The following is a 25,193-nucleotide window of genomic DNA, read 5'->3' on the forward strand; positions in this document are numbered from 1 at the left end:
GAGCGGACGACCTGGCGGGCGTCCGCCTCGCGGCCGCTGAGGTTGTCACTCACGAGGTGGACGCGGCCTTGGCGTACGAGTCGTCGAAGAGCGAGTCGAGGGCGGAGTCGACGTCGTCCTGCGAGGGGACGTCGCCCGACTCGACCAGGATCGGGCCGACGGTCGAGAGCACGGCCTGCTGGTCGGCTCCGGGGGCGGGGTCGATGTCGAGGTGGGTGCGGTCGATCACCGTGGTGGCGACGGCGGGGTCGATCGCGGCGGCCTTGGCCAGGATCGCGGCGGTCTCGTCCGGGTTCTCGAGTGCCCAGGCGCGGGCCTTCTCGTACGAGTCGACGACGACCTGCGCGACGTCGGGTGACGCCTCGAGGAACGACTCGGTGGCGTTGAGGAACCCGTAGCTGAGGAAGTCCACGTTGCGGTAGAGCAGCTTGGTGCCCGACTCGGCCTCGCTGGCGGCCATGATCGGGTCGAGTCCGGACCAGGCGTCGACGCTGCCGTTCTCGAGGGCGGCGCGTCCGTCGGCGTGCTGCAGGTTCTGGATCGTCACGTCCGACGCGCTGAGCCCGGCCTGGTCGAGCGCCTGCAGCAGGAAGAAGTACGGGTCGGTGCCGCTGGTCGCGGCGATCGTCTTGCCGCGGAGGCCCTCGACGTCGGTGATGGTCGAGTCGCCCGGGACGACGAGCGCCGACCACTCGGGCTGCGAGTACACGTCGATCGTCTTGATGGGGGAGCCGTTCGAGCGGGCGAGCAGCGCGGCCGAGCCGGCGGTCGAGCCGACGTCGACCGCTCCGGCGCGCAGCAGCTCGTTGGCCTTGTTCGAGCCGGCCGACTGGGTCCAGTTGACGGTGACGTCGTCGCCGAGGGCGTCCTCGAGGTAGCCCTGGTCCTTCACGACGAGGCTGAGCGGGTTGTAGGTCGCGAAGTCGATGTCGAGGGTGTCGGTCGACCACTCGCCGTCGCTCGCGCCACCGGCGGCCTGGGCGGCGCCGGTGTCGGCGTCCTCGCCCGCGACGCAGCCGGTGAGGAGGAGGGCGCTCGCCGCAGCGAGGGCGAGACCGCCGGCCCAGGAGGCGCGGGTGCGGGTGGTGGGGAGGGTGCGGAAGGTCATCGGTTCGTCTCCGTGCTGTCGGGGGCGGTGCGGTGGTCTGTGGGTGCGGGTGCGGTCGTGGTGCCGGTGTGGCCGGTGCGTGTTGCCGCGGGTGACGGGTCGGGGGTGTTGGTCGCGGCGCTCGCGGTCAGCATGCTGGTGATCGAGTTGCCGGCGTGGACGCGGTGGACGCCGAGGTCGGCGAGCAGCTGGAGGCGCAGCTCGGCCAGGGCGGGGTCGTCGCGGTCGCGGGGTCGGACGCCGGGCACGGTGACGATGCGCTGGATGCTGGGAGCACCTCCTGCGGTGTCGGCGTGCGCCGCGCCTCCTGCGATGGGGTCGGCCGCGCCTGGGGCGCCGGCGGGTTTCTGCTGCGAGAGGTCGGCGAGGACGACGATGCGGTCGGCGAGGTAGAGGGCTTCGTCGACGTCGTGGGTGACGAGCAGGACGGTGGTGGGTTCGGCGCGGTGGATGTCGAGCAGCAGGTCATGCATGCGGAGGCGGGTGAGGGCGTCGAGGGCTCCGAACGGTTCGTCGAGCAGCAGCACCTTGGGGGCGCGGGCGAGGGCGCGGGCGAGGGAGGTGCGTTGGGCCATGCCTCCGGACACCTGGCGGGGGCGGAGGCCGGCCGAGCTGCCGAGTCCGACGAGGTCGAGCAGTTCGGTGATGCGGGCCCGGCCTGCGGCCTTGTCTGGTTTGCCGCCTCGCTCGCCCTTCGGCAGGCCGAGTTCGACGTTCTGGCGGAGGGTGCGCCAGGGCAGGAGGCGCGGCTCCTGGAACGCGATGGCGCAGCGTTGGTCGGTGGGCCGGGTGGGGGAGTCGTCGATGTCGACGGTGCCGGCGTCGGGTTGGTCGAGGCCGCCCACCTGGCGCAGCAGCGTCGACTTGCCGCAGCCCGAGGGGCCGACGATGGCGATGATCTCGCCGGCCGTCACGTCCAGGTCGAGGGCGCTGAGGACGGGGCGCTCGCCGAAGCGCCTCCCGACGCCGCGCAGACGGATCGGCAGGGCCGAGGAGGCGCGGGTCGTCGAGGTGGGCATGTCACGACGCTAGGTGGGCGGGGTGCCTGCCGTCCCGTGCGCTGTAACGGGGCGAAACACTCCGTTCGGTCTAGGACCAGCTGGAGAAGGCCGCGACGGCGGCATCCGTTCGGTAGAACTTCCGGAGGGCTGAGGCCGAGGGTGCGGCAGGTAGGTGGAACAGATCGTCGCGGGTGACCTGCAAATCGGCCTTCGTGATGCCGGGGGCGTAGGTGATGCGGCTGCCGTCCGGCTCCAGGCGCAGGAGGAACGCGTCGAAGGCGACGTGGTGGTTGAGGCAGAGCGGCAAGCCGTTGACCGCTTCGTCGGCGCCGCCGATGCTCTTGGGGATGAGGTGCGCGCCCTGGATGAGTCGTGGGACGGCGATGTCGCACAGGGCGCAGGTCGAGCCGTAGCGGTTCAGGACGTCGATCTTGAAGCGGCGCTGTTGGGTGCGCTGCTGGACTAGGCGGAGCGTTTGTTCGGGGAGACCGCCGAACAAGTCGACCTGTTCCTCCGAAGCGGGGAGCTCGTCGTCAGATGGGAGGGGGAGGACGGACTCGACGAAGGAGAGGTAGAAGACGGCGGCATCGTCGTCGTAGGTGTCGACGTAGCCGAGTCGGACGTCCTTGAGGGTCGAGCGCAGGGCGTTGGGGGTCACGACGAAGAGGGGCAGGCCGAGGCTCTGGGCGCGCTTGACCGACTCGATCTCGTTCCGGTCGAACGAGGCATGCCGCTGTGTCGACGGGTAGTGGTAGTCGAGGTGCTCGTCGGTGAGGTCGTCGGCGTACGAGGTGCCAGTGTGCTGCAGGGTGAGGGCGACGCGGCCGGGGGAGCCGTGGGTCCAGTCGCCGGTGCCGTCGAAGAAGATTCCGGCCTGGCCTTTGTAGAGGCCGAGGTCGCGAATGGCGGACGGGGTGAGGCCGTCGGCGTTGCCGGCTTTGGCGAGCTCACTCCAGAGCGTGAGGCGTCGCTCATACTCGCCGCGCGTCCAGTCCGAGATCCCCACGAAAGAGATCATGACTCATGTATGCGGAATCCTGGGCAATCGTCACGTACCCAGTGCGAGGGGCCGGCTGCGTGTGGACTTTGGAGGCCGCTGGATCGGCTATGCTTGTCGGGTTGCCTCGGTCGGGGCAACACCAAGAAGGCAGTTGCTCAGCAACGGTTTTCTCGGGCTGTGGCGCAGCTTGGTAGCGCACTTGACTGGGGGTCAAGGGGTCGCAGGTTCAAATCCTGTCAGCCCGACCAAAAAAGCCCTGTTCAGACTCCGATTCTGGCAGGGCTTTACTCATGCCCATCGCAGATAACCCCACCAAAACCCCTCATCAAGCCATACTCGGTGCATGAAGACAAGGGGGCTTGCGCTGTGGTTAGTCGTTGTGTCGATCGGGCTCATCGTCGTGTCCGGTTGGTGGCTGTTCGCGCCGAACGACTATCGCATTGTCAGCGTGGAAGCTAATCCGTGGGAGGCTCTGAGCGGTGTCGGCACCGTTAGCGCCACCGCCGTTGCTGTTTGGCTAGCTGCCCGTTCCTTGCGGCAGGAACGCGGAGGCGTTGCTCGGCTCGTGTCTGCGTGGGTCACGGTCGTGTTCCAAGTGAACGAGGATCGGCGAACATACAGGCGCGTGACCACCCTGTACGTGGGCAACGAGAGCGACGAACCCGTGTTCGAGGCCTTGGTCAACGTCGTTCTCGGTTCAGAGCGTATTTCGATTGGAAACTTGAGCGCTCCCAGTCCAATAGCCGTCTTACCCGCGCGTTCCGTTAGGGAATTTGATGTCTCTAGTGCCATGGCTGCTCACTCAGACGTTGATGATCCACGGGCGGAGTTGTCCTTCACTGCGCCCAACGGCACCAAGTGGCTGCGGACAGCGGACGGCAAGCTTCGCGATACTTCCCGCCAGAAGACGCAGTGGAAGCCCATGCCCGCAGCTAATGCGCTTCAGGTGGGCCGAAACGATTCGACTAACCCTCTCATCGTGGCCATTGCCTTCCTCAACGCCGTTTGGCAAGCAGCAGACTCAGTTGGGCAAGAACGCCCCGACCTACACGATGGCGAGCCCGTGCAGGACCCTGGTGCCGTTGCATCTACCGTGGTGTCGAGTTTCGCCCCGGGATGGGTGGGGGCCGACTGGGCACAAATAGGTAGGCAATTGCACTCGCTCGCGCCCACCAACTATGTCGACTACCGGGCCGAGCACGTCGCTTATGTCAAGTTGGTGGGAGACCAGTCCCTTCAGGGTTTCAGCGTCCAAGGGCCTGACCCTATCTGGATAAGGGACGTCTCATATGTGACCCTGGTCCTGGAATCGCCTGGCGGATGGCGAGTATTCGGAGTCGGAACTCGGGTAGAGCCAGAGACCATCCTTTTCCCGGAGGGCATGCTCGATTCGTCGGTCATATCCAGAGGCGGCTTCACCAGCTGAGGACACGTTGTCCCGTCTGAGGTTGCCACTTGCGTACGACCTAGCGTGCCTCCTGGCGAACTAGGCAGTGAGACCAGTGCGCACGTCCGTGTCCTTCCCCGGGCCGTACAAGGGCTAGCCGACCCCAGACACGAATGCAGAGAACATGGCGCGCTGCGCTGAGTAGTCCTTCTTCCGGAGGTGCGCGTAGACCTTGTCAGTGATCGAGACGGAGGCGTGCCCCATGAGCCGGCTGAGCTGGAACATGTCGAAAGCACCCGACTCCAGCACGAGCGTGGCGGACGTGTGACGCAGCTCGTGCAGCTTCAGGTCGGGCATACCTATCGCTCGTGCAGCGGGCTTAAACGAGTACCGTTAAAAGCCTTTGGGGCCGAATGGCCTGTCGCACATGAGCACGGGGTGGCCCTTGACCTTGCCTTGCATCAGTCCGGCGTCACTCGCGAACGCCGGCGAGCGCACGAGTGCGATCAGCACGGATGGCAACGAGAACGAGATAGTCCTCTTCGCGCTCATGGAGAATGAACAAGTCGTCGACATCTTCGGCGAGGACGTTGTGTTCGAATTTCGCGTACTGCTGTGCAGGCCCATTGGCCCCAACCTTCGCACCGAAGTCGCACACGGACTGATCAGCGATGCGATGTTCCCCTCAAGCGTCAGCCTCCACCTCTGGTGGCTCACACTCAAGCTTGTATCCATGCCCTACTGGAACGCGCTGCATGATCCAGAGGGAGCTGAAGCGCGCGAGCCGGCCGCGCCGGAAAGGGACTCGGACTAGACCCACCGTGCAAGCGGGCGGATCTTTTCCGCTCGTGACGCGTTGATGCGTCGAATGGCTGGTGCTGTTGGGCTCTCACGGTAATCTTTGGCCAGCAAGGCGGAAGCTGGCGTCGATGGCTGCTTCCATCAGTGGGACGCATAGCGCTTCGCCGAATGATGTGGTCAGATCGGTGATGAGTTTTCGCACTGCGAGCGGTGTGGCCCAACCGACCGGCCAAGTACGCGCGTGACGCTAAGTACGCCCACTATGCGCCCCACACCCGGCGGGCTCTCTCGGCTGCAGCCTCCAGTGTTGGGCTAGAGGCTCTGCCGAAGAGTAACGCCGTCGGAAGTGTCTAGACGGTCGTGTACCGATCGCGCCTAGTCGCCAAAAGACGCTCGACGCGGCATATCACCTGGACGGCACGTTCGCAGACAACTTCGTACGGGCAGCGGCGAGTCAAACTAACCCCCTTTACCACGTTCCAAGACCCAAGCGCTGGGCGGCCTGGATTGTCGGATGTGGACCGGCCAGAACGACGTGGGCGCCAAGTACGGGCGAGGGCGCGACGTCCGCTACTGGCTGACCTCTCGCCGATCCGAGCCCGAGACCGCCGGGCGCTGGGTAGGCGGGGTAGGGCGAGCTCGTATCGGCCTTGGCCTTTCCGCCGCGGTTGCCTGCCAGTTACGGGAGCGTAGACACTGGTCGGGTGACCGACTTCGAGAAGAGCCGCATCGTGGCGCACGGACCGTCGACTCGACCTGTTCAGATCGACGGCGGGGGCGTGGTCGGCTTTGGGCCCGAGGCGCTGCACGACGTCGTTCGTCAGGCACGCGAAAACTTCATCGCGATGAACGTCGAGCACCTCAACATGCTGCCGCCCATTGGACGGTGGTCCGACGGCGAAGTCAAAACTATGGACGACGGCGAGCAGCAGGTCATGTTGTTCGGTGAGACGCTCGACCAGTTCACCGCGAGCGCGGACTTCGACGACCCGTTCCAGTCCGGGGATCTCGGCGGTGAGGCTCCGGCGCGGCTCGAGGTCAAGCTTCAAGTGGAGTCGCGCAACTTCGACCCCGCGGTTTGGGCCGAGGCGCAGGCTGAGTGCCCCCTTCCAATCGAGCCGGTGCATAAATGGTCGTCGCTGCCGCCCATCGAATGGCTTATCTCCGTTCCTGTTGCGTGGGGCGCTGCGAAGTTCTTGGGCAGCTTCCTCGAACGGATGGGGGAAGCGATCGCCGATGGTCTCCTTGACTGGCTCAAGTCGACGTCACGCAAGGCGCACGAGCCCGGACGGGATCGATACGTGACGCTCAGCTTTGACCTGCCCGACCGACGCGCCGTTTACGGGTTCATTCCGTTCGCCGCTGACGATGAGGAGCTCGCTGCGGCGCGCAATGCGCTCGACTCGGCAGGCACCCTCGCCGAAGTTGCTGGCCGAATGAATGACGGCGTCGCCACGGATGCGCACCTCGTTGCGTACCTGTTCGACGGTACCGAGTGGCGGCTCGCATGGTTTGTCACTGACGCTGGCGCGTTCCGAACGAAGTACTTCACTGAGAACTTGCCTGACCCGGAAAAGTTTCTTGGCCGTCCGCTCGTGTGAAGCCTCGCGGCACCCGGCACGAAAGAGTGACAGGTCCACGCATATGGCGAGTACCTCAAGTAAAGGGAGCTCGGCCTTGCGTTAGAAGGTCCGCCTGCTGTAGATCACCCGCCTGATTGACCTCGGCGTCCCGCTCGCCTAGATCGAATCCATGGGTTCGTCCGTCGACGACACCACCGGCGCCCTCCGCACGATCGACACCGAGCTCGTCGCCACCATCGAGCACCTGCAACGCATCTACGCCGAGTTAGGGGCGATTCTCGAGAGCCGGACCAGCGCCTCCTTGCCTGCCGGGTTCGCCGAAACGGGACCCGACCTCAGCGAAGCCGACCAGTCGCTGCTGCTGATCAAGTCGAAGGTGTTTGACGAAGGGGCGATAGAGGATCTGAAGCAGATGCTCATCGACTTGCCGCGCACCGACACCGATACCAAGCTGGACGAGCTCACCGACGACGCCGACCGCGAGACGCGCCGACGGTTGGGGGAGCAGTACGCTCCCGTGCCGGCGGCGGTGACTCAGCGGTACGAGTGGCTGGGTGCCCCGGGGGAGCGGGCTCCACGGGGTGCGGCGTTCGCGCAGCAGACCGTGACCGAGGCGGTCGCCGAGCTCTACAACGGCGCTCAGCGCGAGGTGCTCTACCGGGCGTCGCTCATCGGGGCCGGGAAGCTCGACGAGCTCGCGGCACTCGAGGCGGCGCTCGATGCCGCCGAGACGCCTGGCGGTGCCGAGGCGATCGGTGCGGAGGCGACCGGTGTCGGGGACGCGGGTGGCGGCTCCGGGCCGAGCCGCGCCTCCTCGGGTTCCGACTCTGACGGAGGCCTGGGATGAGCGAGACGACCTTCGCGCCCACACTGGCCGAGGACCTGCTGCTCGTGCTGTTCGACCCTCGATCGGGATCGATCCACAGCGAGGGGTCACCGCTGTTCCACGTCTTGGCGGGGGCGGTGCTGACCGAGCTGGCGCTGTCCGGTGCGGTCGACATCGACCGGAAGGCCACGCTGCGTGGGAGACAGGTGCGGGTGACGTCCTCCGCGGCGCCGACCGACGAGCTGCTGCTCGGCACCTGGCAGCGGGTCGAGCGCAAGCCGACGGACGCGTACTCGCTCGTGCTCGAGATCGGTCCGGCGCTGCGGGCTCCGACCCTCGACCGGCTGGTGGCGCGCGGTGCGCTGCTCCGCGAGAAGACGACAAAGTTCGGCTTCATCTCCGGCACTCGGCTGCGCCTGGCCGAGGAGGCAGGAGGCGCGGGTCGGCGGGGCGAACTTGTCGCGTCGCTGAGGAGCGTCCTTGCGGAGGGTGCCGAGCCGTCGGTCCGCACGGCCGCCCTCGCGGCGCTGGTGTCGGCGAGTGGGGCGCTGCCGGCGATGAACCGGGAGATCCCGTGGTCGGGCGACGTTTTCACCCGCGGGCGCGAGCTACAGCAGGGCAAGTGGGGTGCGCGGATCGCGGGAGACGCCATCGCGGTGGCGGCTGCGGCGATGCTCTCGACGGCGTTGTTCGTGACGGTCGGCCTGCCTGGGCTTCGGGACGACTGAGGCCGCTCTCCTCGCGGTGGCGACGGACCGCGTCGTTGCTTCCTCTTCACCATGCCGGTGATCGGCGTGCCCTCTCACCTCAGGGACACCTCTCGAAGGAGATCATCGTCTCCGTCGCACTCACCCTCTCGTTTCCGTCGCGCTTGTCGGCTGCGGCGTCGGCTTCTGCGACCGATGCCTGTGCAGCGCCGAAGACAGCTATGGCTTCTGTTCTCGCTGTTAGCCTCCGTGTTATGACTTCCACCGCGCCCGCAGGCTGGTTTCCAGATCCGTTTGCGCGGTTTGAACACCGATATTGGGACGGATTCCAGTGGACCCAGCATGTCGGTGCCTCGGGCAAACAATCGATAGATCCGCCAGTCGTCGCGTCACCGCCCGAAGTCCCAATGATTGCGAAGGGTGACGAGGGGGATGATCGATCCGTTTTGAGCGTTCCAGCCGACCTCAAGGTCCAGCGTCAGGTGCATAAGCTGGGTTTAGAGGGGCGAGCAGGCTCAGGCGGTGGCACTCTCCTGACCGAGCGGCTGCTGGTTGTGAACCAAAAGGCCAAGCTCTTCGAGAGAAGAGCTGAATACGGGGTCTACGACCAATACGGCCACAAGGTCGGTGGTGTGCGCGAATTCGGAACGAGCATGTCGCGAATGGTCGTCGGCCGCGAGAACGGCACCAAGAGGCTTCAAATAGTCGATGCGAATGGCCAGCCCGTGTTTACCCTCACGCGCCCGGCGACAATGCTCAAATCGAAAGTCGTTGTCATGGGGGAAGACGGCTCGCATGTCGGACAGATCGTGCAGGAAAACTTGGGGATGATGGCGTCTGTCCTCGGCGGCAAGTTCAACATCCGTTTCCGGATGGAGTCCGAGGGTGTGACCCTCGGCACTATCAACGCTGAGAGCTGGCAGGCATGGGATTTCAGCATTCAAGACAACCACGGCTCCGAATTGGGCCGCATCACCAAGACTTGGGCTGGTTTCACGAAACAGAACTGGACCAAGGCTGACAACTATGTTCTTGAACTCCATCGATCGCTTGAGGGGCCGTTGCTAGCACTTGTAGTGTGCGCCGCGCTCGCGGTTGACACTGTCCTCCACCAGGACAGCCATCGACGCTGAGTTCATCCTTGCGGGGTCGTTCTAGCCGGAGCCGCCGCAATCTCAGCTAGTGGACGACAGTCAGTCGAAGAAGTCGGCGTCGATCTCAACGGCTGTATACGTCTTCTTGACTTGCACGCCCACGCGGTACTTGATCATTAAGGCTACGAGTCGCTGCCCATCTATCAGAATCACCCGTGATTGGACGTTGTCGGCGTAGGTGATGGCCAGTGGCGTGAAGGCACTGGTTGTCAGGAAGATTCCTCGAGTTGCGCCGAAACCTTGCAAGGCGCCTACGAAGGCTTGAATGGTTTCGCGCCCGATGTTGCTGCCCTCTTTGTACCGCTTGGCCTGCACGTAGATACGGTCAAGACCAAGGGCATCTTGATCGATGACACCGTCGATGCCCCCGTCGCCCGACCCGCCGATTCGAGTACCGCGCTGCTCCGCGCCTCCGTAACCCATTGCAAGCAGCAGATCGACTACGGCCTGCTCGAAGAAGTCTGGGTGGCTTTCTCGAAGCCGCGACAGCAGTTCGATGCCAACCTCATCCTCTATGCGGCTGATGCCATCGGCGATCTGCTCGACCGGGTCGAGGATGTCTACGGCGTCTTGCACGTCCAACTGGAGCTCAGGAGTCGAATCGCTGCTTCGGCGTTCTGGCCAGAACGGGGCAAAGACCGCCTTGCCCAGAGCGTAATCAAATCCACCGGGGTACTTCGCCAGACCCTTATGGCCCTCGTCCGAGATCGCGTAATGGGCTCGCGAAGGACGCGTTATCCAACCGGCCTTCGTCAAATGGCTTATGGCCCAGCCAATGCGTTGCTCATATCGAAAACCACCTGAGTTGAGAGTTTCCGCGCGGGCCGGTCCTGACAATTGCAAGTCGTCGGCAGCGCCGTCAACTAGGTCCTTGCGATGAAGAGTTTGACCGGACTCGAGAACATGCAGGACAGGGACCACGAATGCCGGCCAGATCGGGACGATGGACACGGAATCGTGGTCTGTAGATGTCACGTGGACACTCTGCCTTATCTAGGGCGATCCCCTAGAAGAACTGGTCGATTGTTCTAGAATGGCAAGATTCCGAGCGTTCACGTACATCCGCGGGCAGCTGGTGAGCTGGGGCTTCGCGCGGTGACGACCCGCGCCTCCTTGCCTTGGCCCCTGCGGACGCAACTGCTTCAGCCTCTCAGGGGCGTGCCCGGTACGTGGTCGCGACGGCGCCGGAGGCGAGGGCGTGGCGGGCGGTCGGGGTGAGGTCGAGGGGGCGGGGGAGGCCGGCGAGCAGGTAGGGGCCGTGGCCGGCGACCCAGGGGTGGACGGTGAACTCGTACTCGTCGACCAGGCCCCAGCCGACGACGTCGGTGGCGAAGGCGGAGCCTCCGAGGCGGAGCGGACCGCCGGGTCGGCTCTTCAGCTCGCGCACCGCCTCACGCACGTCACCGGCGAGCAGCTCGGCGTTCCAGTCGACACTCTCGAGCGTCGTCGACGCCACGTACTTCGGGATCTCGTGGATGGTCCGCGCGAAGGGCTGCATCCAGTCGGGGAACGCATCGGAGGCGGGCGGGCGCCAGGACTGCTCCATCAGCTCGTAGGTGACCCGACCCAGCAGCAGACCGTCGGCCCGGGCGAGAGCCTCCGTGGCGAGCTGGTGGACCTCGGCATCCGGCCGGCCCTCTCGGTGGTCTATGCAGCCGTCGAGCGTGACGTTGATGGAGTACGTGAGCGTCCTCATGCCGGGGAGGCTAGCCCCGCGACGCAGGCGCCGCCAGGGGGCCCCCAACCGGGGTACCGAGAAGCAGTCGACCCTGCGGATCATGCAGAATTGAGGCATCCACGCCTATCATCAGGGGCATGGGGGTTCAATTCGACGACGCTGCCGCGTCCGCGCTGATCAGGGTCGCGCGGGCCGCAGACGACGCATTCACAGGGCAGGGGACGACTCGGCGCAGCGCCGCCGAGACGGCCATGGACGGCTTCAGCGGGGGCTACGCCGACCTCTTCCGCGTCGCGTGCGCGACCGAGTCCGAGGAGCGCGGCCGGCTCGCCCACGCCATGGACGACCTCGCGCAGCAGGTCGAGAATGCGAGACGACAGGCCACCGCCGAGAACGCCCGCCGCGACGAACTGGCCTCGTGGCAGGCGCGCGACACCGAGCGCGACGACCGGAACCGCGCCTCCTTCTTGGGGGATCTCGTGGGCGACGTCGAGGAGTTCTTCGACCCCCGACCCACCACGCCTGCCGTCTCGCCCACGCCGATCTCGGTCGCGTTCTCGAGCACCCAGCGCACCCGCACGAGCAGCGGCAACGGGTCCGGCACCAGCAGTGCCACGACCGAGAACCTGCGGACGTTCGTCGTCCAGGCGAAGGCGTGCAACGTCGTCCTGCGTCAGCAGCTCGGCCTCGTGTCCGGCGCCTGGGCACGCTTCGTCGGCGGCAGCTCGTGGGTTCCGCTCGGCACGGTGTCGTTCGTCGACGGCGGGTCACGATTGGCCGACGAGAACGACGAAGACGTCGCCTGGGTCGAGCACATCGCCACCGCCTTCGAGCAGGCCGGCAGCGGCACGCTCACCAACCGCTCGCTCGACCTCGCCGTCGCCGCCTTCCTCGAGGCCCAGGGCAACGACCCGGTCGACCTGCTCTCGCACATGGACCCCGAGGTCGCGGCCGCGTGGCTCGCCGCGAACCCGAGCGTCCTCGAGGGGCTCGTGACGTCTCCGCCCGCATGGGGCACGCCGTCCACGATCCTGCAGGCGATCGTCGCCGCCGAGCGCGCCATCGGGGCCGACCCCGTCCACTACGCCTCGGTGTTGCAGCAGCTCTACGTGACGCGCGCCGCCGAGAAGACCGGCATCGACCTGGCGACCTGGGACACCTCGCGCGGTGCCCCGGCCTTGATGGGCCAGGTGGCCGGATCGTACGAGTACTACGCCTCGCTGTACCTCGACAACCCCGACTTCACCTGGGCCGGCATGGCCAACCTCGTGGGGCCGGACTTCGCCGCCGGGTTCCTCGACCTGCACTCGTTCCGCGACCACATCGCGGCGATCGCCCCGCTCCTGCCGCCGTCGATGCGGCCGCTCACCGATCAGGTGGCCCAGATGGGTGACGACGAGCTGGCCTTCTACGAGAAGACGTTCCTCGACATGCAGAAGAACATCTTCTACGACGCCTCGACGATGCACGAGGCGTACCTCGCCGACGGGATGGCGGGGATCACCGAGCTGCAGGCTGCCGGGCTGCTCAAGGGGCCGAACCAGAGCGAGCAGCAGGCCGCCGTCTCGTCGCAGACCACCTTGGAGGCCTGGCAGGACATCGACACCGGCATCCGCACCGGCCGCACCGACCTCATCGACTCGGGCAACGAGGCGCTGCTCTATCGTGAACAGCACGACACGATTCAGCGCAGCTACGACAGGATGCGCGACCGCGAACCGACCGGGGAGGCACTGACGACCATGCTCGGAATCGTCGGCGACGCGTCCATCCCCGGTACCAAGACGCTCGGCCAGTACGAGGGCGGCTTCTCTGTTCCCCTCGACTACGTGCCGACCCTCCCGGGGGTCCAAGGCCAGATCGAGACCTTCAACATCCCGACCACGAACATCTCGGAGTTCGAGGTGCGCTGGGACTACATCGAGAACGACACCCTGCCCGCCTGGCAGGAGCTCGCACACGGCGACCCCGAGCGGGCCCGCGAGCTCGTGGGCGGCTCCGTTCCCGACCGCATCGACGACCGACGCCTCGACCACCGCCTCGGCGGCCTGCTCGACGACCTGCACGATACGGAGTTCGTATGGCAGTGAGCCGCACCCGCCGCCTGGCCGTGACCCTGGTGGTCGCGACCACGGTCGGCCTGCTCGCCGGCTGCACACCCGCAGCCGAGCCGAACCCCAGCACCTCCAGCCGACCCGACGGAAGCGAGCCCGCCGTGACCCACAACGGTCCGCAGCCCACAGCCATGTCCACCGAGGACGGCGTCGAGGTCTGGGACCTCACCGTGCCGCCCAGCGCCGAGGCCTTCGGCATCGACACGAGCGACGGCTCGTCGTCGCGGGTCCGGCCCGGCGCGTACAGCTCGTCTGGCGGCGGGGGACGCCCGGTGCGGTTCCTCCTGCCGGGGGGCAAGACGGTCGACGTGCGCGCCAACGAGGTGATCTTCCAGCTCAACGACTCGCCCGAGGGGGTCACCGATCCCACGTCCGGCGAGGTGCTGGTGCCCGCGGGTCGCAAGTTCTCGCTGCGCGTCGACGCGCCCGCCGCCGAAGGGGCCGAAGCCGGCGTGGCCGCCTACCAGGAGGCGCTGGCTGCGGTGGGACTGCCTGCCGACACCGTGGACGAGCTGCGACAGAAGATCGACGGCGGTCCGACCGGCCGGCCCGGTGATGCCCCGCAGTCGATGGGCGTCAGTGCGGACCTGCCCCGTCAGCAGGGAGTCGGGTTCGGGGTGAGCACGACGTTCCAGCCGGACTCGGACGACCTGGTGTTCTTGCTCGAGTACGACGCGGACTGGGACGTCGTCCCGATCCCGTGACGTGACCTCCGGTCGCTTCGATTTCGTCGTCTTCACGATCTCAGGACCATTCCGACTGCTCGACGACCTGCACGACACGGAGCTCGCATGGCATCGACCCGCGGCCGCCGCCTGGCCGCCACTCTCGTGGTCGCGACCATGGTCGGACTGCTCGCCGGGTGCACGCCCGCGGCCGAGCCTGCCCCTGGCACATCGAGTCGATCCGACGGACGCGAGCTGAGCGTGAGCCACTATGGTCCGCAGCCCACAGCCATGACGACCGAGGACGGGGTCGAGGTCTGGGACCTCACCGTGCCGCCGAGCGCCGAGGCGTTCGGCATCGACACGAGCGACGGTTCGACGTCGGGGGTGCAGGTGGGTGCGTACAGCTCGTCGGGCGGTGGGGGGCGCCCGGTGCGCTTCGTGTTGCCCGGGGGCACGTCCGTCGACGTCCGGGCGAACGAGGTCACCTTCCAGCTCAACGACTCGCCGGAGGGTGTCGACGATCCGACGACCGGCGAGGTGCTCGTGCCCGCCGGGCGATCGTTCGGCTTGCGGGTCGACGCGCCCGCCGTGGAGGGAGCCGACGCCGGCGTGGCCGGCTACCAGGAGGCGCTCGACGGGCTCGGACTGCCCTCGGACACCGTCGGCGAACTCGAACAGAAGATCGCGGCCGGTCCGACCGCCCGGCCGGGCGACGCCCCTGAGCGGATCACCGTCAGCGCCTCCCTCCCACGCGAGCAGGGGATGCAGTTCGGAGTCGGGACGCGCTTCCGGCCGGACCAGGACATCACGGTGTTCTTGCTCGAGTACTACGCGAACTGGGACGTCGTCCCGAGCCCGTGATCCGTTGCCCGTCACCCGGCGAGCCTCGCGAGTCGCCCATGCGGCCGGGGGTCGAGTGGTCGCGAATCGTCGTTCGGGTAGTGGTTGAGGACGATTCGCGACCACTCGATCACAGGTGGTCGACAGGGCGAAGGCGACCCGCGCCTCCTAGGGGGTCGTCGGGCGGAGGCCCGCGAGGGGGCGCGACCAGGCGACCTCGCGGGCGAGCTGGCCTGTGGTGCGGAACAGCTGCACCTGGTGCGTGTCGGGGAGGGCCGCGGCGAGGGCGTCGCGGTCGGCGGGGGTGAAGCCGAGCTTCTGCCAGAAGGGTCCGGAGCGGCGGGAGAAGAGCCAGGCGTGGCGGGCTCCGTGCGCGGCGGAGTCGGCGAGGGCGTGGCGGGCGAGACGGGAGCCCGCGCCTCGCGTGCGGGCGGTCGGGGCGACGGCGACGCTGCGGATGAGTGCGTGCTCGCCGTCGGCGCTGAGCTCGTAGCCGGTGCTGCCGACGACCGTGCCGGTGGCGTCGCGGTCGCCCCAGAGCCGGAGGCGCGGCGTGGGGGAGTCGAGACCGGCGAGGGTGAGGTCGGCGGCGGCGAGGAAGGCGCGGAGGTCGGCTCGGGCGTCGGCATCGGTCGGGTCGATGGGGACGAGGGGCATGGGGTCATTCTTCCGGGGGCTTGGTGGGCTCGTGGGGCTCGAGTGGGCAGAAATTGTCCTTCGGGGGCGGCGGAAGGACACTTTCTGCCCACTCGATGACGCCCGGGCCGGCCACGGCGCATCAGAACGGGCCGCTCGGGGGAGTCGCGCGAGCGGACGCCGACCTAGCATCGAGGGATGCTGTTCGTCGTCCCGCTCATCGTGTTCGCCGCGTGCGCCGTCGTCTTCGGGACGACGCTCGCCGCCGCCCGAGGCCGGCTCGGCGTGAACCACCTCGCCGGCATCCGGTTCCGGCACGTCATGGCGTCGCCCGAGGCGTGGCAGGCCGGGCATCGTGCGGCACTCGTGCCGGTCACGGTCGGGTGCGCGCTCGCCGTGGGATCGATCGTCGTGCCGCTCGTCGTCGGCCCGTCGGAGGAGGCGATCGCGTTCTGGGCAGCGGGGAGCATGATCGTGCTGTTGTTCGGGACGCTCGTCGGGGCATGGCGGGCGGATCAGGCGGCCACGGACGTGCTCGCCTCGTCGTAGGGCCTTCGCGCTGTCGCATCGGTCTACCCCTGGACGGGGGCTGTCCTTCCGCGGGGATCGACCAGATGCTGTGGATGCCTCACGAACGGATCGTCAGGTGTCGGGGGGAACGACGATGACGTTGTGGTGGAACAGGCTCACGAACACGGGCCGGGTGTTGATCGCGTGTGGCTTCATGGCCTTCTTGCTGGTCGTCGGAGGTGCGGCGAACGCGGCCGCCATCGGTGCCTTCTCCGGGGCAGGCGAGGCCGCCGGCCCGGACGGTGCGGCGCAGCCCTTCGTCGCCGTCGACGCCACGACGAGCCCGACCCCCACTCCGACTCCCACCCCGGTCGTCAGTGTCACCCGCGTCGACGAGAGCGAGAGCGTCCCGTTCGAGTCGGTCTCGGTCGACGACCCGAACCGCGACGTCGGCACCAGCGCCGTGACGACCACCGGACAGGCAGGCACGAAGGTCCACACCTACGAGGTGACGACCACCGACGGAGTCGAGACCGCCCGCACCCTCGTCAGCGAGACCGTCACGGTCCCCCCGGTGTCGCAGGTCACGAGCGTCGGAACCCGCGTGCCCTACGTCGCCCCGGCACCCGTCGCTGCACCGGCGCCGGCTCCGGCTGCGGGTGGGTGCGACTCGAACTACTCCGGGGCGTGCGTCCCCGTCGCCTCGGACGTCGACTGCGCCGGAGGCAGCGGCAACGGCCCCGCGTACGTCCAGGGGCCGGTCACCGTCGTCGGCTCGGACGTCTACGACCTCGACCGTGACGGCGACGGGATCGCCTGCGACCGGTAGGCGCTCGCCGAAAGTGCCTCCGGACGAGGGTCGAGTGGTCAGAAAGTGTCCTTCGCCCGCGGCGGAAGGACGTTTTCTGACCACTCGATCGCGCCTGCCTAGCCGGGGGCCATCTGGCCTCCCAACGGGGGCTCGTCTGCACGTCACGTGTCGCCCTACCGTGTGGGCAGGGGGAATCATGTCGCCCGTTCGGTAATCCGGTACGTACCGGATCACCGTCCGAACGACGACACCAACCGCACGGCCATCGCGGTTACGGCCGCGACGCCCGCCGCGACGAGCGCGAAGGCCGACCACACGGCGAGGTCGGCCTGTTGCAGTCGCAGACCCGCGAGCAGGGCGACGAGAGCGCCCGCGGCGACCGCCGTCCAGAACACGAGGGCCCGGGTGCCCCACTGGCGGAGGTCCGTCCGGGTACCTCGGGGCGCCCAGCGCACGACGGCCAGAACGGCCGCGGTGAGCAGGGCCGGGACGAGCGCGACGAGGTTGATCATGGACGACCCGATCAGGAGGCGCGGCTCCGGCGCCTCGGGACGGCCCACCGCACCAGCACGACCAGTGCGAGCACGAGGGCCGTCGCCAGGGCGGCGAGTCCGAAGGTCCCGAGCACGGCGGCCGTGGTTCGACGGATGGTCAGCCAGTCGACGGGTGGCTCCGTCGAGTACCGGACGCTGCCCGTCGGGCCGAACGGCGTCCAGACGAGCAGCACGGCCACGCCGTAGGCCACGGCACCGACGATCGCGGCGACGACGGCCAGGCGGCCGAGGCGGGGAGTGGGCGGGGTGGCCATGCGCACAGACTAGGGCGCGGCACGGAGCCGGACGGAGTCCTGCTTCGAGGGTCACCCCGGTCACCCCGGTCACCTCGGTGACCTCGGTCACGCCGGTCGTCCGGCCCGGTCGAGGACACCGAGTGGGCAGAAGATGCTGCTCGGGGGCTCGGGACGAGCACCTTCTGCCCACTCGCGCGAGCACCGGGGTGACGGGCGCGGGCGAACCGACCCGCGCCTCCTTCTCAGACGTCGATGCCGAAGAGGCGGGCCGCGTTGCCGCCGGCGAAGGCGTCACGGTCGGCGTCCGTCGCGAACTCGGCGAGGAAGGCCTGCACCTCGTCGCCCGTCGGGTGCTGGAAGGGGTAGTCGGTCGAGAAGAGCAACCGGTCGATCGTCGTCACCTCGAGCGCGTGCCGCAGCAGTGCCGGCTCGAACATGCCCGACGCCGTGATGTGCACGTTCTGCCGCACGTACTCGCTCACCGTGCGATCGAGGCCCGCCAGCCCCGACAGCCCGTCGGCACGGCTGAGCCAGAACAGCAGCAGCTCTCCCCAGTGCCCCAGCACTATCTGCAGCTCGGGGTGCCGGTCGAACGCCCCGCTCGCGATCAACCGCAACGCCGCCGTCGCCGCCTCGAGGTGCCAGCCCCACGCGAACGTCGACAGGGCCAGCCCCGTCAGGTCGCCGAGGCCTCCGTACTGGGCCGCGCGCACCTCCCGCGTCGGGATCTGCGGGTGGATGAAGAGCGGCCTGCCGAGCCGAGCCGCCGTCGCCAACAGGTCGTCGTACCGAGCATCGTCGAGGGGCACGTCACCGGTCCGGCCGTAGACCATCGCCCCCACGAAACCGGCCGCGGACGCCCTCTCGAACTCTCCCGACACCGCCTGCGGGTCGGCCATCGGCAGGGTCGCCAACGCCCGGAGGCGCGTGGGATGCCGCGCCACGGCCTCCACCGCGAGGTCGTTCAGGTCTCGAGCGAGCCGACGCGCGTCGGCCGGCGGCAACGGCCCGGTCGCCGGGGGAGCCACCGACAACACCTGCACGTCGATGCCCTGCTCGTCCATCGCGGCGATCCGCCCGTCTCCGACGTCCTCGAGCCGGGCCAGGTGGTCACCCCGCTCGTTGAACGCGAGGCTGTCGTCCCGCAGCTCGGGTGGCAGCGACTCCAGCGCGGCCTTCAGCTCGGGGGTGGTCCAGTGCTCTTCGATGCCGATCAGGGGCATGGGTGGCTCCGTTCGCGAGGACGGTTCGGTGGGTTGGCCGTCGCGAGCGCCAGTCAACGCCCGGGCGGGCCGGGGTGCCCCGGCGGGCCGATCGAGTGGTCACAAAACGTCCTTCGTCGGGCGGGGAAGGACGTTTTCAGACCACTCGACCGAGACGAGCGCGCGAACCCGAGGAGGTGCGGGTCGCGTCGGCGAGGCGTCCTCGTGTAACGAGTGGGTGAAGACTGCAGCCCGTGCAGGGTGCGGCACGAGCACGCCCGCATCGGCGGCGGGGCGCGGAAAACCGGGGATGCGGGGAGTCGCCGCCCCGCGCCTCCGGGGCTCCGGCGAACTGGCCGCCGCCGCGCAACTCCCTTATCGTTCACCCGAACGATAAACGGAAGGCCATCCCCGCATGACACCGATCGTCCCCGAACACCGACACGCGCTCAGCCCGGCGCGAGGCGCCGACCGCAGCGCAGGCCCGAGCCGCCCGGACCGCAGAACCGATCGCGGCACCGGCCCGAGCCGCCGCACCGTCCTCGCCGGCGCCGCAGGACTCGCCGGCCTCGGTCTGCTGACCCTCGCCGGCTGCACCCCCGCCCGCAGCACCCCGACCATCCCCGAGGCCGCCGCCACCGGCACCCCGCGCCGCGGCGGACGCCTGCGCATCGCGCGCCCGGCTGCCTCCGCCGCCGAGACCCTCGACTCCGCCAGCTCGCTCTCGGCCTACGAGTACCTCGGCGCCCTCTACAACCGGCTCGTCAAGCTCGACGACGCTGGTGTCACCGTGCCCGACCTCGCCGACGACTGGTCCGCGAACGCCGACGGCACGAGCTGGACCTTCCGCCTCCGCGAAGGCGTCCGCTTCCACGACGGCCGCCGCTTCACCGCCGCCGACGCCATCTACTCGATCGAGCACATCCTCGACCCCGACACCGCCTCACCCCAGGGCGAGGTGCTCGCCGCGATGATCGGCCCCGGCGGCATGACCGCCGTCGACCCGCTCACCCTGCGCTTCGACCTGCTGACGCCGAACGCCGAGTTCCCCTCGCTGCTGACCGCGTACCAGTGCTACATCGTGCCCGAGGGCAGCGCCGACCCGAGCCAGGGCGGCGGCATCGGCCGCACGGGCATCGGCACCGGCCCGTTCCGCCTGTCGAGCTTCGAGCCCGCGGGCACCGGCAGCGTCGAGGCCTTCGAGGACCACTTCGCCGGCCGCCCGGTGCTCGACGGCATCGACTTCTTCTCGATCCAGGACACCACCGCCCGCGTCAACGCGCTGCTCGCCGGCCAGATCGACCTGATCAGCCAGACCAACCTCGACTTCGCCACCGCCCAGGTCGTCAGCGCCTCGGCCGGCGCCACCGTCGCCCGCGCGCCCGACGCCCAGTGGTACACGATCCCGATGCTCGCCACGAGCGCCGAGTTCCGCGACCCGCTCGTACGCCAGGCGATGAAGCTCGCCTACGAGCCCCAGGCCATCGTCGCCACCGCGCTGCAGGGCACCGGCTCACCCGGCTGGGACAACCCCGTCCCTCCCTCGCAGGCCGTCTGGCTCGACGACCAACGCGCCTACGACCCCGACCAGGCCCGGGCCCTGCTCAAGCAGGCCGGCCGCGAGGGGCTGAAGACCGAGATCTACACGTCCAGCTACGAGTCGGTCTTCACCCCGATGGCGGTCGCCTACCGCGACGCCGTGCGCAACGCCGGCATCGACCTGACCGTCCGCAACGCCTCGTCCGACTCGTACTACACGCAGATCTGGATGCAGAAGCCCCTCATGGTCAGCTACTGGTTCACCGGACGCCCGATCGACCAGCTGCTCAACCAGATCTTCCGCACCGGCTCGTCGTACAACGAGAGCGCCTGGTCGAACCCGACCTTCGACGGGCTGCTCGACGACGCCCGCGCCGAGATGGACGACACCCGCCGCATGACGCTCTACCAGGACGCCCAGCGCATCGTCGTCGAGGACTCCGCCGACATGACCCCCATGTTCGGCGACCGCCTCGTCGGCCTGTCGCGCGACGTCCTTAACTACCGCGAGTTCGGCTTCGAGTTCGACTACCTGCAGATCGGACTCCGCGCATGAGCCCCACACCGACCGGCGGCGGCACGAACGGCCGCGGCACGAACGACCCCGCCGTCACCCGACCCACCCCGCCGAGCGCCACCTCCGCCGAGGCCCGCGGACGGGCGGCCACGCGAGCCCTCGAAAAGGAACTCTCCGACGGCGACCCGACCCGCGCCTCCTCGTCCGGCGGCCCGCACACCACGTCCCCGGTCGCCGCGACCCTGATCGTCGTCGCCCGCCGCGTCGGCACCGCCCTGCTCACGGTGCTGCTCGCCTCGTTCTTCGTCTTCTTCGCGGTGCAGGCGCTGCCCGGCGACGTGGCCCAGCAGCTGCTCGGCCAGGACGCCACCCCCGACGCCGTCGCCGCCCTCCGCGAGACGCTCGGCCTCGACCAGAACGTCTGGGTGCGCTACGGCCAGTGGCTGGCCGGTGCCGCGCACGGCGACTTCGGCGTCTCGCTGGTCAGCGGCCTGCCGGTCGGCCCCGACCTGCTGATCGCCTTCCGCAACAGCATGCTGATCGCGCTGCCCGCCATGATCGTCGGCGTCACCCTGTCGCTGACCCTCGGCGTCATCGCCGGCGTCCGCCGCGGCCGCCCGAGCGACCACGCGATCTCGCTGATCAGTCTCGTCGTCATGAGCGTGCCCGAGTTCATGGTCGCCACGGTGCTCGTGCTGCTGTTCGCCATCGCCCTGCCGATCTTCCCGGCCGTCGTGCTGCGCGGTCAGGACGCCACGATCGCCGAACTGCTGCCGAGCATCTGGCTGCCCGTCATCGTGCTGACCCTCGCCATGGCCGCGTACATCGTGCGGACGGCGCGCTCGTCGACGATCGACGTCATGGCGAGCGAGTTCGTCACGACGGCCGAGCTCAAGGGCCTGTCGACGCGCCAGGTCGTCTGGCGTCACGCCGTCCCAAGCGCCCTGCTGCCGACGCTCAACGTCGTCGCGCTCAACGTCGCGTGGCTGCTCGGCGGCGTCGTCGTGGTCGAGAACGTCTTTAACTACCCGGGCATGGGCAAGCTCATGCTCGAGTCCGTCTTCAACCGCGACCTGCCGACGATCCAGGCGATCGCGGTGGTCAGCGCCCTCGTCTACGTGGTGTGCAACCTCGCCGCCGACCTCATCGCGCTCGCCCTCGACCCGAGGCTGCGCACCCGACGGAAGGCCCGCTCATGAGCCCCTCACGCGACAGGACCCCACCCGGCGACAGCGGCCACGGCGGCACCGGGCACGGCACCGCCGAGGAGGCGCGGGTCGCCACGACCCCGGACGCCGCCACCCCGGGCGCGCAGGTCGGCGGCCCCGCATCGGCCGGCCCGCAGGCCGCGGGCGGCTGGCCGAGGCGACTGCGCACCAGCGCGACGTCTCTGACCAGCAGCCTCAGCGCCTCCTCGGCCCTGAGCATCGGGCTCGCCCTGATCGCGCTGCACGTCCTGTTGGCGCTGCTCGCCCCCGTGCTGACCGGCCACGACCCGGTCGCCACCGATTCGGGCGCCGCCCTGACCGGCACGAGCTGGGCGCACTGGCTCGGCACCGACCAGTACGGCCGCGACATCCTGTCGCGCACCCTCAACGGTGGCCGGTACGCGCTCGTCGTCACCTTCCTCGCGACGACGATCGCGGTCGGCATCGGCACGGTGCTCGGCTGCGTCACCGCCTACGCCGACAACTGGTTCGACGAGGTCGTCATGCGCATCGTCGACGCCCTGCTGAGCGTGCCGTCGATCCTGGCGCTGCTCGTCGTCGTCACGGTGTTCGACTCGGGCCTCTGGGTGATCGTGCTCGCCGTCACCGTGATCTACGCGCCGGCCGTGACCCGCGTCGTCCGCGGTGCCGCCCGCACCGTGATCACGCAGGACTACGTGACCGCCGCCCGCGCCCGCGGCGAAAAGCCGTTGAGCATCGTGTTCCGCGAGATCGTGCCCAACGTCACCGACGTGGTGCTCGTCGAGTACGCGATGCGCGCCTCCTGGATCGTCCTGTTGATCTCGACCCTGTCGTTCCTCGGATTCGGGGCCAACCCGCCGACGCCCGACTGGGGACTCATGGTGCAGGAGAACCGCACCGCCCTCACCGTCGTCCCCTGGGGCACGCTCGCCCCCGTCGTCGCCCTCGCCACGCTCGTCATCGGGCTCAACCTCAGCGCGGACGGACTCAGCAAGTCGCTGGGCGTCGACCGCGCGCAGAAAGGGGCGGTCTCGTGACCGAGTCCCTCAGCAGCAGCAGCAGCGCCACCTCCACCACCACCGCAGGAGGCGCGGGTCGCGTCCTCGACGCCGCCACCGACCCCGTCGTCCGGGTCGACGACCTCTCCATCTCGTACGCCGCCGGTCGCCGCGAGGTGCCGGTCGTGCGGGGCGTGAGCTTCGAGGTCGGCGCCGGACGCGCGCTCGGCCTCGTCGGCGAGAGCGGCAGCGGCAAGTCGACCGTCGCCCGGACCCTGCTCGCGCACCTGCGGCGGGGCTCACGGGTCGTGTCGGGCAGCGTGAGCGTCGCCGGGGACGACGTGTTCACCCTCGACGAGCGGGCGCGCCGGGCCCTGCGCGGCGGCACGGCGGCCCTCGTCGCCCAGAACGCCGGCCAGGCGCTCACCCCGTCGATGCGCGTCGGACGCCAGCTGCGCGAGGCGCTCGAGAGCCACGGCCTGCCCGGCGGCGACGACCGCGTGCTCGAACTCGTGCGACACGTGCGCCTGCCCGACCCCGAGACGATCGTGCGGCGCTACCCGCACCAGCTCTCGGGCGGACAGCAGCAGCGCGTCGCGATCGCCATGGCCATCGCGGCCCGACCGAAGCTGCTCGTGCTCGACGAGCCGACCACCGCCCTTGACGTCGTGACGCAGTCGGCCGTGCTCGAGCTGATCCGCGACCTGGCGGTCGAGCTCGGCATGGCGATCGTGCTGGTCAGCCACGACCTCGGCGTCGTGTCGACCATGGCCGACGAGATCGCCGTCATGCACGAGGGACGGATCGTCGAGCACGCGCCGACCGCCTCACTCTTCGCGGACCCGCAGCACGAGTACACCCGCGAGCTGCTCGCGAGCATCCCGCGCGTGCACGCCGCCGCCACCGCACCGCGTTCCGTGCACGGCACCGCGATTAGTCAGGGTGCGCTGCACGAAACGCGGCGCGACGAGGACGACGCACCCGCTGCACCCGCAGGAGGCGCGGCGCAGGACCCGGGGATCGCACCCGGCACCGCGCCCGGCGACGGGGTCACGGCCGCCACCGCACCGCGTTCCGTGCACGGCACCGCGACTAGTCCGGGTGTGCAGCACGAAACGCGGCGCGACGAGCGGGACGCACCCGCCGCACCCGCAGGAGGCGCGGCGCAGGACCCGGGGACCGCACCCGCCCCGGGGCCGGTCGTCACGGCGAGCGACCTCGTCGTCCGGTACGGGCGCGGCCTGCCCGCCGCGGTCGACGGTGTCTCGTTCACCGTCGGCCGCCGCGAGACCCTCGCCGTGGTGGGGGAGTCCGGCAGCGGCAAGTCGACGCTCGCCACGGCCCTCGCCGGGCTGATCCCCACCGAGTCGGGTCGGTTCGACTTCCACGGCGCCGACGGGGTCGAGAGCGACCTCACCCGACCCGTCGCTGGGCGCACGGCGACGCTGCGCCGGTCGATCCAGCTGATCTTCCAGAACGCCGACACCTCGCTCAACCCCCGCCGCACCGTCGGCGCCGCGATCGCCCGACCGCTGAAGCTCTTCACCGGCCGGTCGAGTCCCGAGCGTGTCGCCGAACTGCTCGTCGAGGTCGGCCTGCCGCCCGAGTTCGCCTCGCGCCTGCCCGCCCAGCTCTCGGGCGGCCAACGCCAGCGCGTCGGCATCGCCCGGGCGCTCGCCGCCGGGCCCGAGCTGATCATCGCCGACGAGATCACGACCGCGCTCGACGTCCGCGTGCAGGCCGGCGTGCTCGACCTGCTCGCCGGACTGCGTGACGAGAAGGGGCTCAGCTGCCTCTTCATCAGCCACGACCTCGCGGTCGTCCGCGGCGTCGCCGACCGGGTCGCCGTGATGACCGGCGGCCGCATCGTCGAGGTCGGCCCGACCGAGCGCGTCTTCCAGGGGCTGAACCACCCGTACACGCGGACCCTGCTCGACGCCACGCTCGACCCGGGCACGACCGAGCTGCCCGACGTCGGCGATGCGCGCCCGCGCTGGCGGGACGCCGACGGCTGGGACGACCACGGCGACGGACACCACGTGAAGCGCTGGGAGGCGATGTGAGCACGAGCGGTACGACCGACACGGCACGCGGGGGAGACGAGCGGGGGGACGGCGAGCGCGACCCGCGCCT

24 protein-coding genes, 1 tRNA gene and 1 pseudogene are annotated in these 25,193 nt (G+C 69.1%); 16 read left to right on the top strand and 10 right to left on the bottom strand.

The annotated features are described in order from the left end of the window. Nucleotides 1-49: 49 nt before the first annotated feature. The 3 genes from SJY14_RS08025 to SJY14_RS08035 all read right to left on the bottom strand — a co-directional run bounded on the left by SJY14_RS08025 (nt 50) and on the right by SJY14_RS08035 (nt 3,127). Nucleotides 50-1,108 carry an aliphatic sulfonate ABC transporter substrate-binding protein gene (locus SJY14_RS08025; protein ID WP_396598631.1) on the bottom strand — a complete coding sequence of 353 codons (1,059 nt, stop codon included), beginning with the start codon at nt 1,106-1,108 and terminating at the stop codon, nt 50-52. Beyond that, nucleotides 1,105-2,127: an ABC transporter ATP-binding protein gene (locus SJY14_RS08030; protein ID WP_396598632.1), complete on the bottom strand. Its 1,023-nt coding sequence runs from the start codon at nt 2,125-2,127 to the stop codon at nt 1,105-1,107. Before SJY14_RS08030 ends, SJY14_RS08025 begins: the two co-directional genes overlap by 4 nt. 70 nt (nt 2,128-2,197) lie before the next feature. Further along, the gene (locus SJY14_RS08035) at nt 2,198-3,127 is read right to left on the bottom strand and encodes an HNH endonuclease (RefSeq protein ID WP_396598633.1); all 930 of its coding nucleotides are present in this window, start codon (nt 3,125-3,127) and stop codon (nt 2,198-2,200) included. Between the two features lie 153 nt (nt 3,128-3,280). Here SJY14_RS08035 and SJY14_RS08040 point away from each other — a divergent pair. Together SJY14_RS08040 and SJY14_RS08045 are read left to right on the top strand one after the other, a co-directional pair. After that, nucleotides 3,281-3,357, top strand: a tRNA-Pro gene (locus tag SJY14_RS08040). A 95-nt stretch (nt 3,358-3,452) separates the two neighbouring features. Continuing rightward, nucleotides 3,453-4,535 (top strand): hypothetical protein, encoded by a 1,083-nt coding sequence (locus SJY14_RS08045; protein WP_396598634.1) that lies wholly within the window; start codon nt 3,453-3,455, stop codon nt 4,533-4,535. 114 nt (nt 4,536-4,649) lie between these two features. Here SJY14_RS08045 and SJY14_RS08050 read toward each other — a convergent pair. Beyond that, a pseudogene (locus tag SJY14_RS08050) lies at nt 4,650-4,868 on the bottom strand (tyrosine-type recombinase/integrase); the annotation flags it as partial. A gap of 55 nt (nt 4,869-4,923) precedes the next feature. Here SJY14_RS08050 and SJY14_RS08055 point away from each other — a divergent pair. The 5 genes from SJY14_RS08055 to SJY14_RS08075 all read left to right on the top strand — a co-directional run bounded on the left by SJY14_RS08055 (nt 4,924) and on the right by SJY14_RS08075 (nt 9,546). Next, nucleotides 4,924-5,310, top strand: a complete 387-nt coding sequence (locus SJY14_RS08055; RefSeq protein ID WP_396598635.1) for a DUF4209 domain-containing protein — start codon at nt 4,924-4,926, stop codon at nt 5,308-5,310. Between the two features lie 691 nt (nt 5,311-6,001). Further along, complete coding sequence (locus SJY14_RS08060; RefSeq protein ID WP_396598636.1) at nt 6,002-6,898, top strand: hypothetical protein; 897 nt, start codon at nt 6,002-6,004, stop codon at nt 6,896-6,898. Between the two features lie 151 nt (nt 6,899-7,049). Continuing rightward, a complete protein-coding gene (locus SJY14_RS08065; RefSeq protein ID WP_396598637.1) occupies nt 7,050-7,727 on the top strand; it encodes a hypothetical protein in 678 nt (225 codons plus the stop codon). Beyond that, nucleotides 7,724-8,434 carry a GPP34 family phosphoprotein gene (locus SJY14_RS08070; RefSeq protein WP_396598638.1) on the top strand — a complete coding sequence of 237 codons (711 nt, stop codon included), beginning with the start codon at nt 7,724-7,726 and terminating at the stop codon, nt 8,432-8,434. Before SJY14_RS08065 ends, SJY14_RS08070 begins: the two co-directional genes overlap by 4 nt. Before the next feature lie 233 nt (nt 8,435-8,667). After that, entirely contained in the window at nt 8,668-9,546 is an 879-nt protein-coding gene (locus SJY14_RS08075; protein ID WP_396598639.1) for a phospholipid scramblase-related protein, read from the top strand. Between the two features lie 60 nt (nt 9,547-9,606). Here the strand turns inward: SJY14_RS08075 and SJY14_RS08080 are convergent, their stop codons facing one another. After that, the gene (locus SJY14_RS08080; protein ID WP_396598640.1) at nt 9,607-10,518 is read right to left on the bottom strand and encodes a restriction endonuclease; all 912 of its coding nucleotides are present in this window, start codon (nt 10,516-10,518) and stop codon (nt 9,607-9,609) included. A 199-nt stretch (nt 10,519-10,717) separates the two neighbouring features. Further along, nucleotides 10,718-11,263: a dihydrofolate reductase family protein gene (locus tag SJY14_RS08085; RefSeq protein ID WP_396598641.1), complete on the bottom strand. Its 546-nt coding sequence runs from the start codon at nt 11,261-11,263 to the stop codon at nt 10,718-10,720. 119 nt (nt 11,264-11,382) lie between these two features. Here SJY14_RS08085 and SJY14_RS08090 point away from each other — a divergent pair, with 119 nt between their 5' ends. The 3 genes from SJY14_RS08090 (at nt 11,383) to SJY14_RS08100 (ending at nt 14,888) form a co-directional block, all read left to right on the top strand. Beyond that, complete coding sequence (locus SJY14_RS08090; RefSeq protein WP_396598642.1) at nt 11,383-13,335, top strand: hypothetical protein; 1,953 nt, start codon at nt 11,383-11,385, stop codon at nt 13,333-13,335. Next, entirely contained in the window at nt 13,326-14,063 is a 738-nt protein-coding gene (locus SJY14_RS08095) for a hypothetical protein (protein ID WP_396598643.1), read from the top strand. Before SJY14_RS08090 ends, SJY14_RS08095 begins: the two co-directional genes overlap by 10 nt. Before the next feature lie 87 nt (nt 14,064-14,150). Continuing rightward, nucleotides 14,151-14,888: a hypothetical protein gene (locus tag SJY14_RS08100; RefSeq protein WP_396598644.1), complete on the top strand. Its 738-nt coding sequence runs from the start codon at nt 14,151-14,153 to the stop codon at nt 14,886-14,888. A gap of 147 nt (nt 14,889-15,035) precedes the next feature. Here the strand turns inward: SJY14_RS08100 and SJY14_RS08105 are convergent, their stop codons facing one another. Continuing rightward, nucleotides 15,036-15,524, bottom strand: a complete 489-nt coding sequence (locus SJY14_RS08105) for a GNAT family N-acetyltransferase (protein ID WP_396598645.1) — start codon at nt 15,522-15,524, stop codon at nt 15,036-15,038. A 177-nt stretch (nt 15,525-15,701) separates the two neighbouring features. On the opposite strand from SJY14_RS08105, the gene SJY14_RS08110 reads away from it, so the two are divergent. Together SJY14_RS08110 and SJY14_RS08115 are read left to right on the top strand one after the other, a co-directional pair. Then, on the top strand, nt 15,702-16,052 hold the full coding sequence (locus SJY14_RS08110; RefSeq protein ID WP_071255376.1) for an SdpI family protein: 351 nt from the start codon (nt 15,702-15,704) through the stop codon (nt 16,050-16,052). Between the two features lie 175 nt (nt 16,053-16,227). Continuing rightward, nucleotides 16,228-16,842: a G5 domain-containing protein gene (locus SJY14_RS08115; protein ID WP_083396231.1), complete on the top strand. Its 615-nt coding sequence runs from the start codon at nt 16,228-16,230 to the stop codon at nt 16,840-16,842. A 212-nt stretch (nt 16,843-17,054) separates the two neighbouring features. Here SJY14_RS08115 and SJY14_RS08120 read toward each other — a convergent pair whose 3' ends face one another. From SJY14_RS08120 to SJY14_RS08130, 3 genes are all read right to left on the bottom strand, one after another. After that, nucleotides 17,055-17,336: a hypothetical protein gene (locus SJY14_RS08120; RefSeq protein WP_143048594.1), complete on the bottom strand. Its 282-nt coding sequence runs from the start codon at nt 17,334-17,336 to the stop codon at nt 17,055-17,057. A gap of 11 nt (nt 17,337-17,347) precedes the next feature. Further along, nucleotides 17,348-17,632 carry a hypothetical protein gene (locus SJY14_RS08125; RefSeq protein ID WP_071255379.1) on the bottom strand — a complete coding sequence of 95 codons (285 nt, stop codon included), beginning with the start codon at nt 17,630-17,632 and terminating at the stop codon, nt 17,348-17,350. Nucleotides 17,633-17,856: 224 nt separating this feature from the next. After that, nucleotides 17,857-18,837 (bottom strand): amidohydrolase family protein, encoded by a 981-nt coding sequence (locus SJY14_RS08130; protein WP_396598646.1) that lies wholly within the window; start codon nt 18,835-18,837, stop codon nt 17,857-17,859. Between the two features lie 394 nt (nt 18,838-19,231). Between SJY14_RS08130 and SJY14_RS08135 the strand changes: the two genes are divergently transcribed. The 4 genes from SJY14_RS08135 to SJY14_RS08150 are packed head-to-tail and all read left to right on the top strand — an operon-like array spanning nt 19,232 to nt 25,123. Next, on the top strand, nt 19,232-20,911 hold the full coding sequence (locus SJY14_RS08135; RefSeq protein ID WP_396598647.1) for an ABC transporter substrate-binding protein: 1,680 nt from the start codon (nt 19,232-19,234) through the stop codon (nt 20,909-20,911). Next, nucleotides 20,908-22,071 (top strand): ABC transporter permease, encoded by a 1,164-nt coding sequence (locus SJY14_RS08140; RefSeq protein ID WP_396598648.1) that lies wholly within the window; start codon nt 20,908-20,910, stop codon nt 22,069-22,071. The genes SJY14_RS08135 and SJY14_RS08140 overlap by 4 nt, the downstream gene beginning before the upstream one ends. Then, nucleotides 22,068-23,099 carry an ABC transporter permease gene (locus SJY14_RS08145; RefSeq protein WP_396598649.1) on the top strand — a complete coding sequence of 344 codons (1,032 nt, stop codon included), beginning with the start codon at nt 22,068-22,070 and terminating at the stop codon, nt 23,097-23,099. The genes SJY14_RS08140 and SJY14_RS08145 overlap by 4 nt, the downstream gene beginning before the upstream one ends. Continuing rightward, a complete protein-coding gene (locus tag SJY14_RS08150; RefSeq protein ID WP_396598650.1) occupies nt 23,096-25,123 on the top strand; it encodes a dipeptide ABC transporter ATP-binding protein in 2,028 nt (675 codons plus the stop codon). Before SJY14_RS08145 ends, SJY14_RS08150 begins: the two co-directional genes overlap by 4 nt. Nucleotides 25,124-25,193: the final 70 nt, after the last annotated feature.

Origin of the sequence: Frigoribacterium sp. R86507 (genome assembly GCF_044597695.1) — a bacterium.
In the GTDB taxonomy this organism is placed as follows: Bacteria; Actinomycetota; Actinomycetes; order Actinomycetales; family Microbacteriaceae; genus Frigoribacterium.

Bases quoted from the DNA above. Each gene is read 5' to 3' on its own strand.
- SJY14_RS08025 (WP_396598631.1), bottom strand. From the start codon at position 1,108: ATGACCTTCCGCACCCTCCCCACCACCCGCACCCGCGCCTCCTGGGCC.
- SJY14_RS08030 (WP_396598632.1), bottom strand. From the start codon at position 2,127: ATGCCCACCTCGACGACCCGCGCCTCCTCGGCCCTGCCGATCCGTCTG.
- SJY14_RS08035 (WP_396598633.1), bottom strand. From the start codon at position 3,127: ATGATCTCTTTCGTGGGGATCTCGGACTGGACGCGCGGCGAGTATGAG.
- SJY14_RS08045 (WP_396598634.1), top strand. From the start codon at position 3,453: ATGAAGACAAGGGGGCTTGCGCTGTGGTTAGTCGTTGTGTCGATCGGG.
- SJY14_RS08055 (WP_396598635.1), top strand. From the start codon at position 4,924: ATGAGCACGGGGTGGCCCTTGACCTTGCCTTGCATCAGTCCGGCGTCA.
- SJY14_RS08065 (WP_396598637.1), top strand. From the start codon at position 7,050: ATGGGTTCGTCCGTCGACGACACCACCGGCGCCCTCCGCACGATCGAC.
- SJY14_RS08070 (WP_396598638.1), top strand. From the start codon at position 7,724: ATGAGCGAGACGACCTTCGCGCCCACACTGGCCGAGGACCTGCTGCTC.
- SJY14_RS08075 (WP_396598639.1), top strand. From the start codon at position 8,668: ATGACTTCCACCGCGCCCGCAGGCTGGTTTCCAGATCCGTTTGCGCGG.
- SJY14_RS08085 (WP_396598641.1), bottom strand. From the start codon at position 11,263: ATGAGGACGCTCACGTACTCCATCAACGTCACGCTCGACGGCTGCATA.
- SJY14_RS08090 (WP_396598642.1), top strand. From the start codon at position 11,383: ATGGGGGTTCAATTCGACGACGCTGCCGCGTCCGCGCTGATCAGGGTC.
- SJY14_RS08095 (WP_396598643.1), top strand. From the start codon at position 13,326: ATGGCAGTGAGCCGCACCCGCCGCCTGGCCGTGACCCTGGTGGTCGCG.
- SJY14_RS08100 (WP_396598644.1), top strand. From the start codon at position 14,151: ATGGCATCGACCCGCGGCCGCCGCCTGGCCGCCACTCTCGTGGTCGCG.
- SJY14_RS08105 (WP_396598645.1), bottom strand. From the start codon at position 15,524: ATGCCCCTCGTCCCCATCGACCCGACCGATGCCGACGCCCGAGCCGAC.
- SJY14_RS08110 (WP_071255376.1), top strand. From the start codon at position 15,702: ATGCTGTTCGTCGTCCCGCTCATCGTGTTCGCCGCGTGCGCCGTCGTC.
- SJY14_RS08115 (WP_083396231.1), top strand. From the start codon at position 16,228: ATGGCCTTCTTGCTGGTCGTCGGAGGTGCGGCGAACGCGGCCGCCATC.
- SJY14_RS08120 (WP_143048594.1), bottom strand. From the start codon at position 17,336: ATGATCAACCTCGTCGCGCTCGTCCCGGCCCTGCTCACCGCGGCCGTT.
- SJY14_RS08125 (WP_071255379.1), bottom strand. From the start codon at position 17,632: ATGGCCACCCCGCCCACTCCCCGCCTCGGCCGCCTGGCCGTCGTCGCC.
- SJY14_RS08130 (WP_396598646.1), bottom strand. From the start codon at position 18,837: ATGCCCCTGATCGGCATCGAAGAGCACTGGACCACCCCCGAGCTGAAG.
- SJY14_RS08135 (WP_396598647.1), top strand. From the start codon at position 19,232: ATGACACCGATCGTCCCCGAACACCGACACGCGCTCAGCCCGGCGCGA.
- SJY14_RS08140 (WP_396598648.1), top strand. From the start codon at position 20,908: ATGAGCCCCACACCGACCGGCGGCGGCACGAACGGCCGCGGCACGAAC.
- SJY14_RS08145 (WP_396598649.1), top strand. From the start codon at position 22,068: ATGAGCCCCTCACGCGACAGGACCCCACCCGGCGACAGCGGCCACGGC.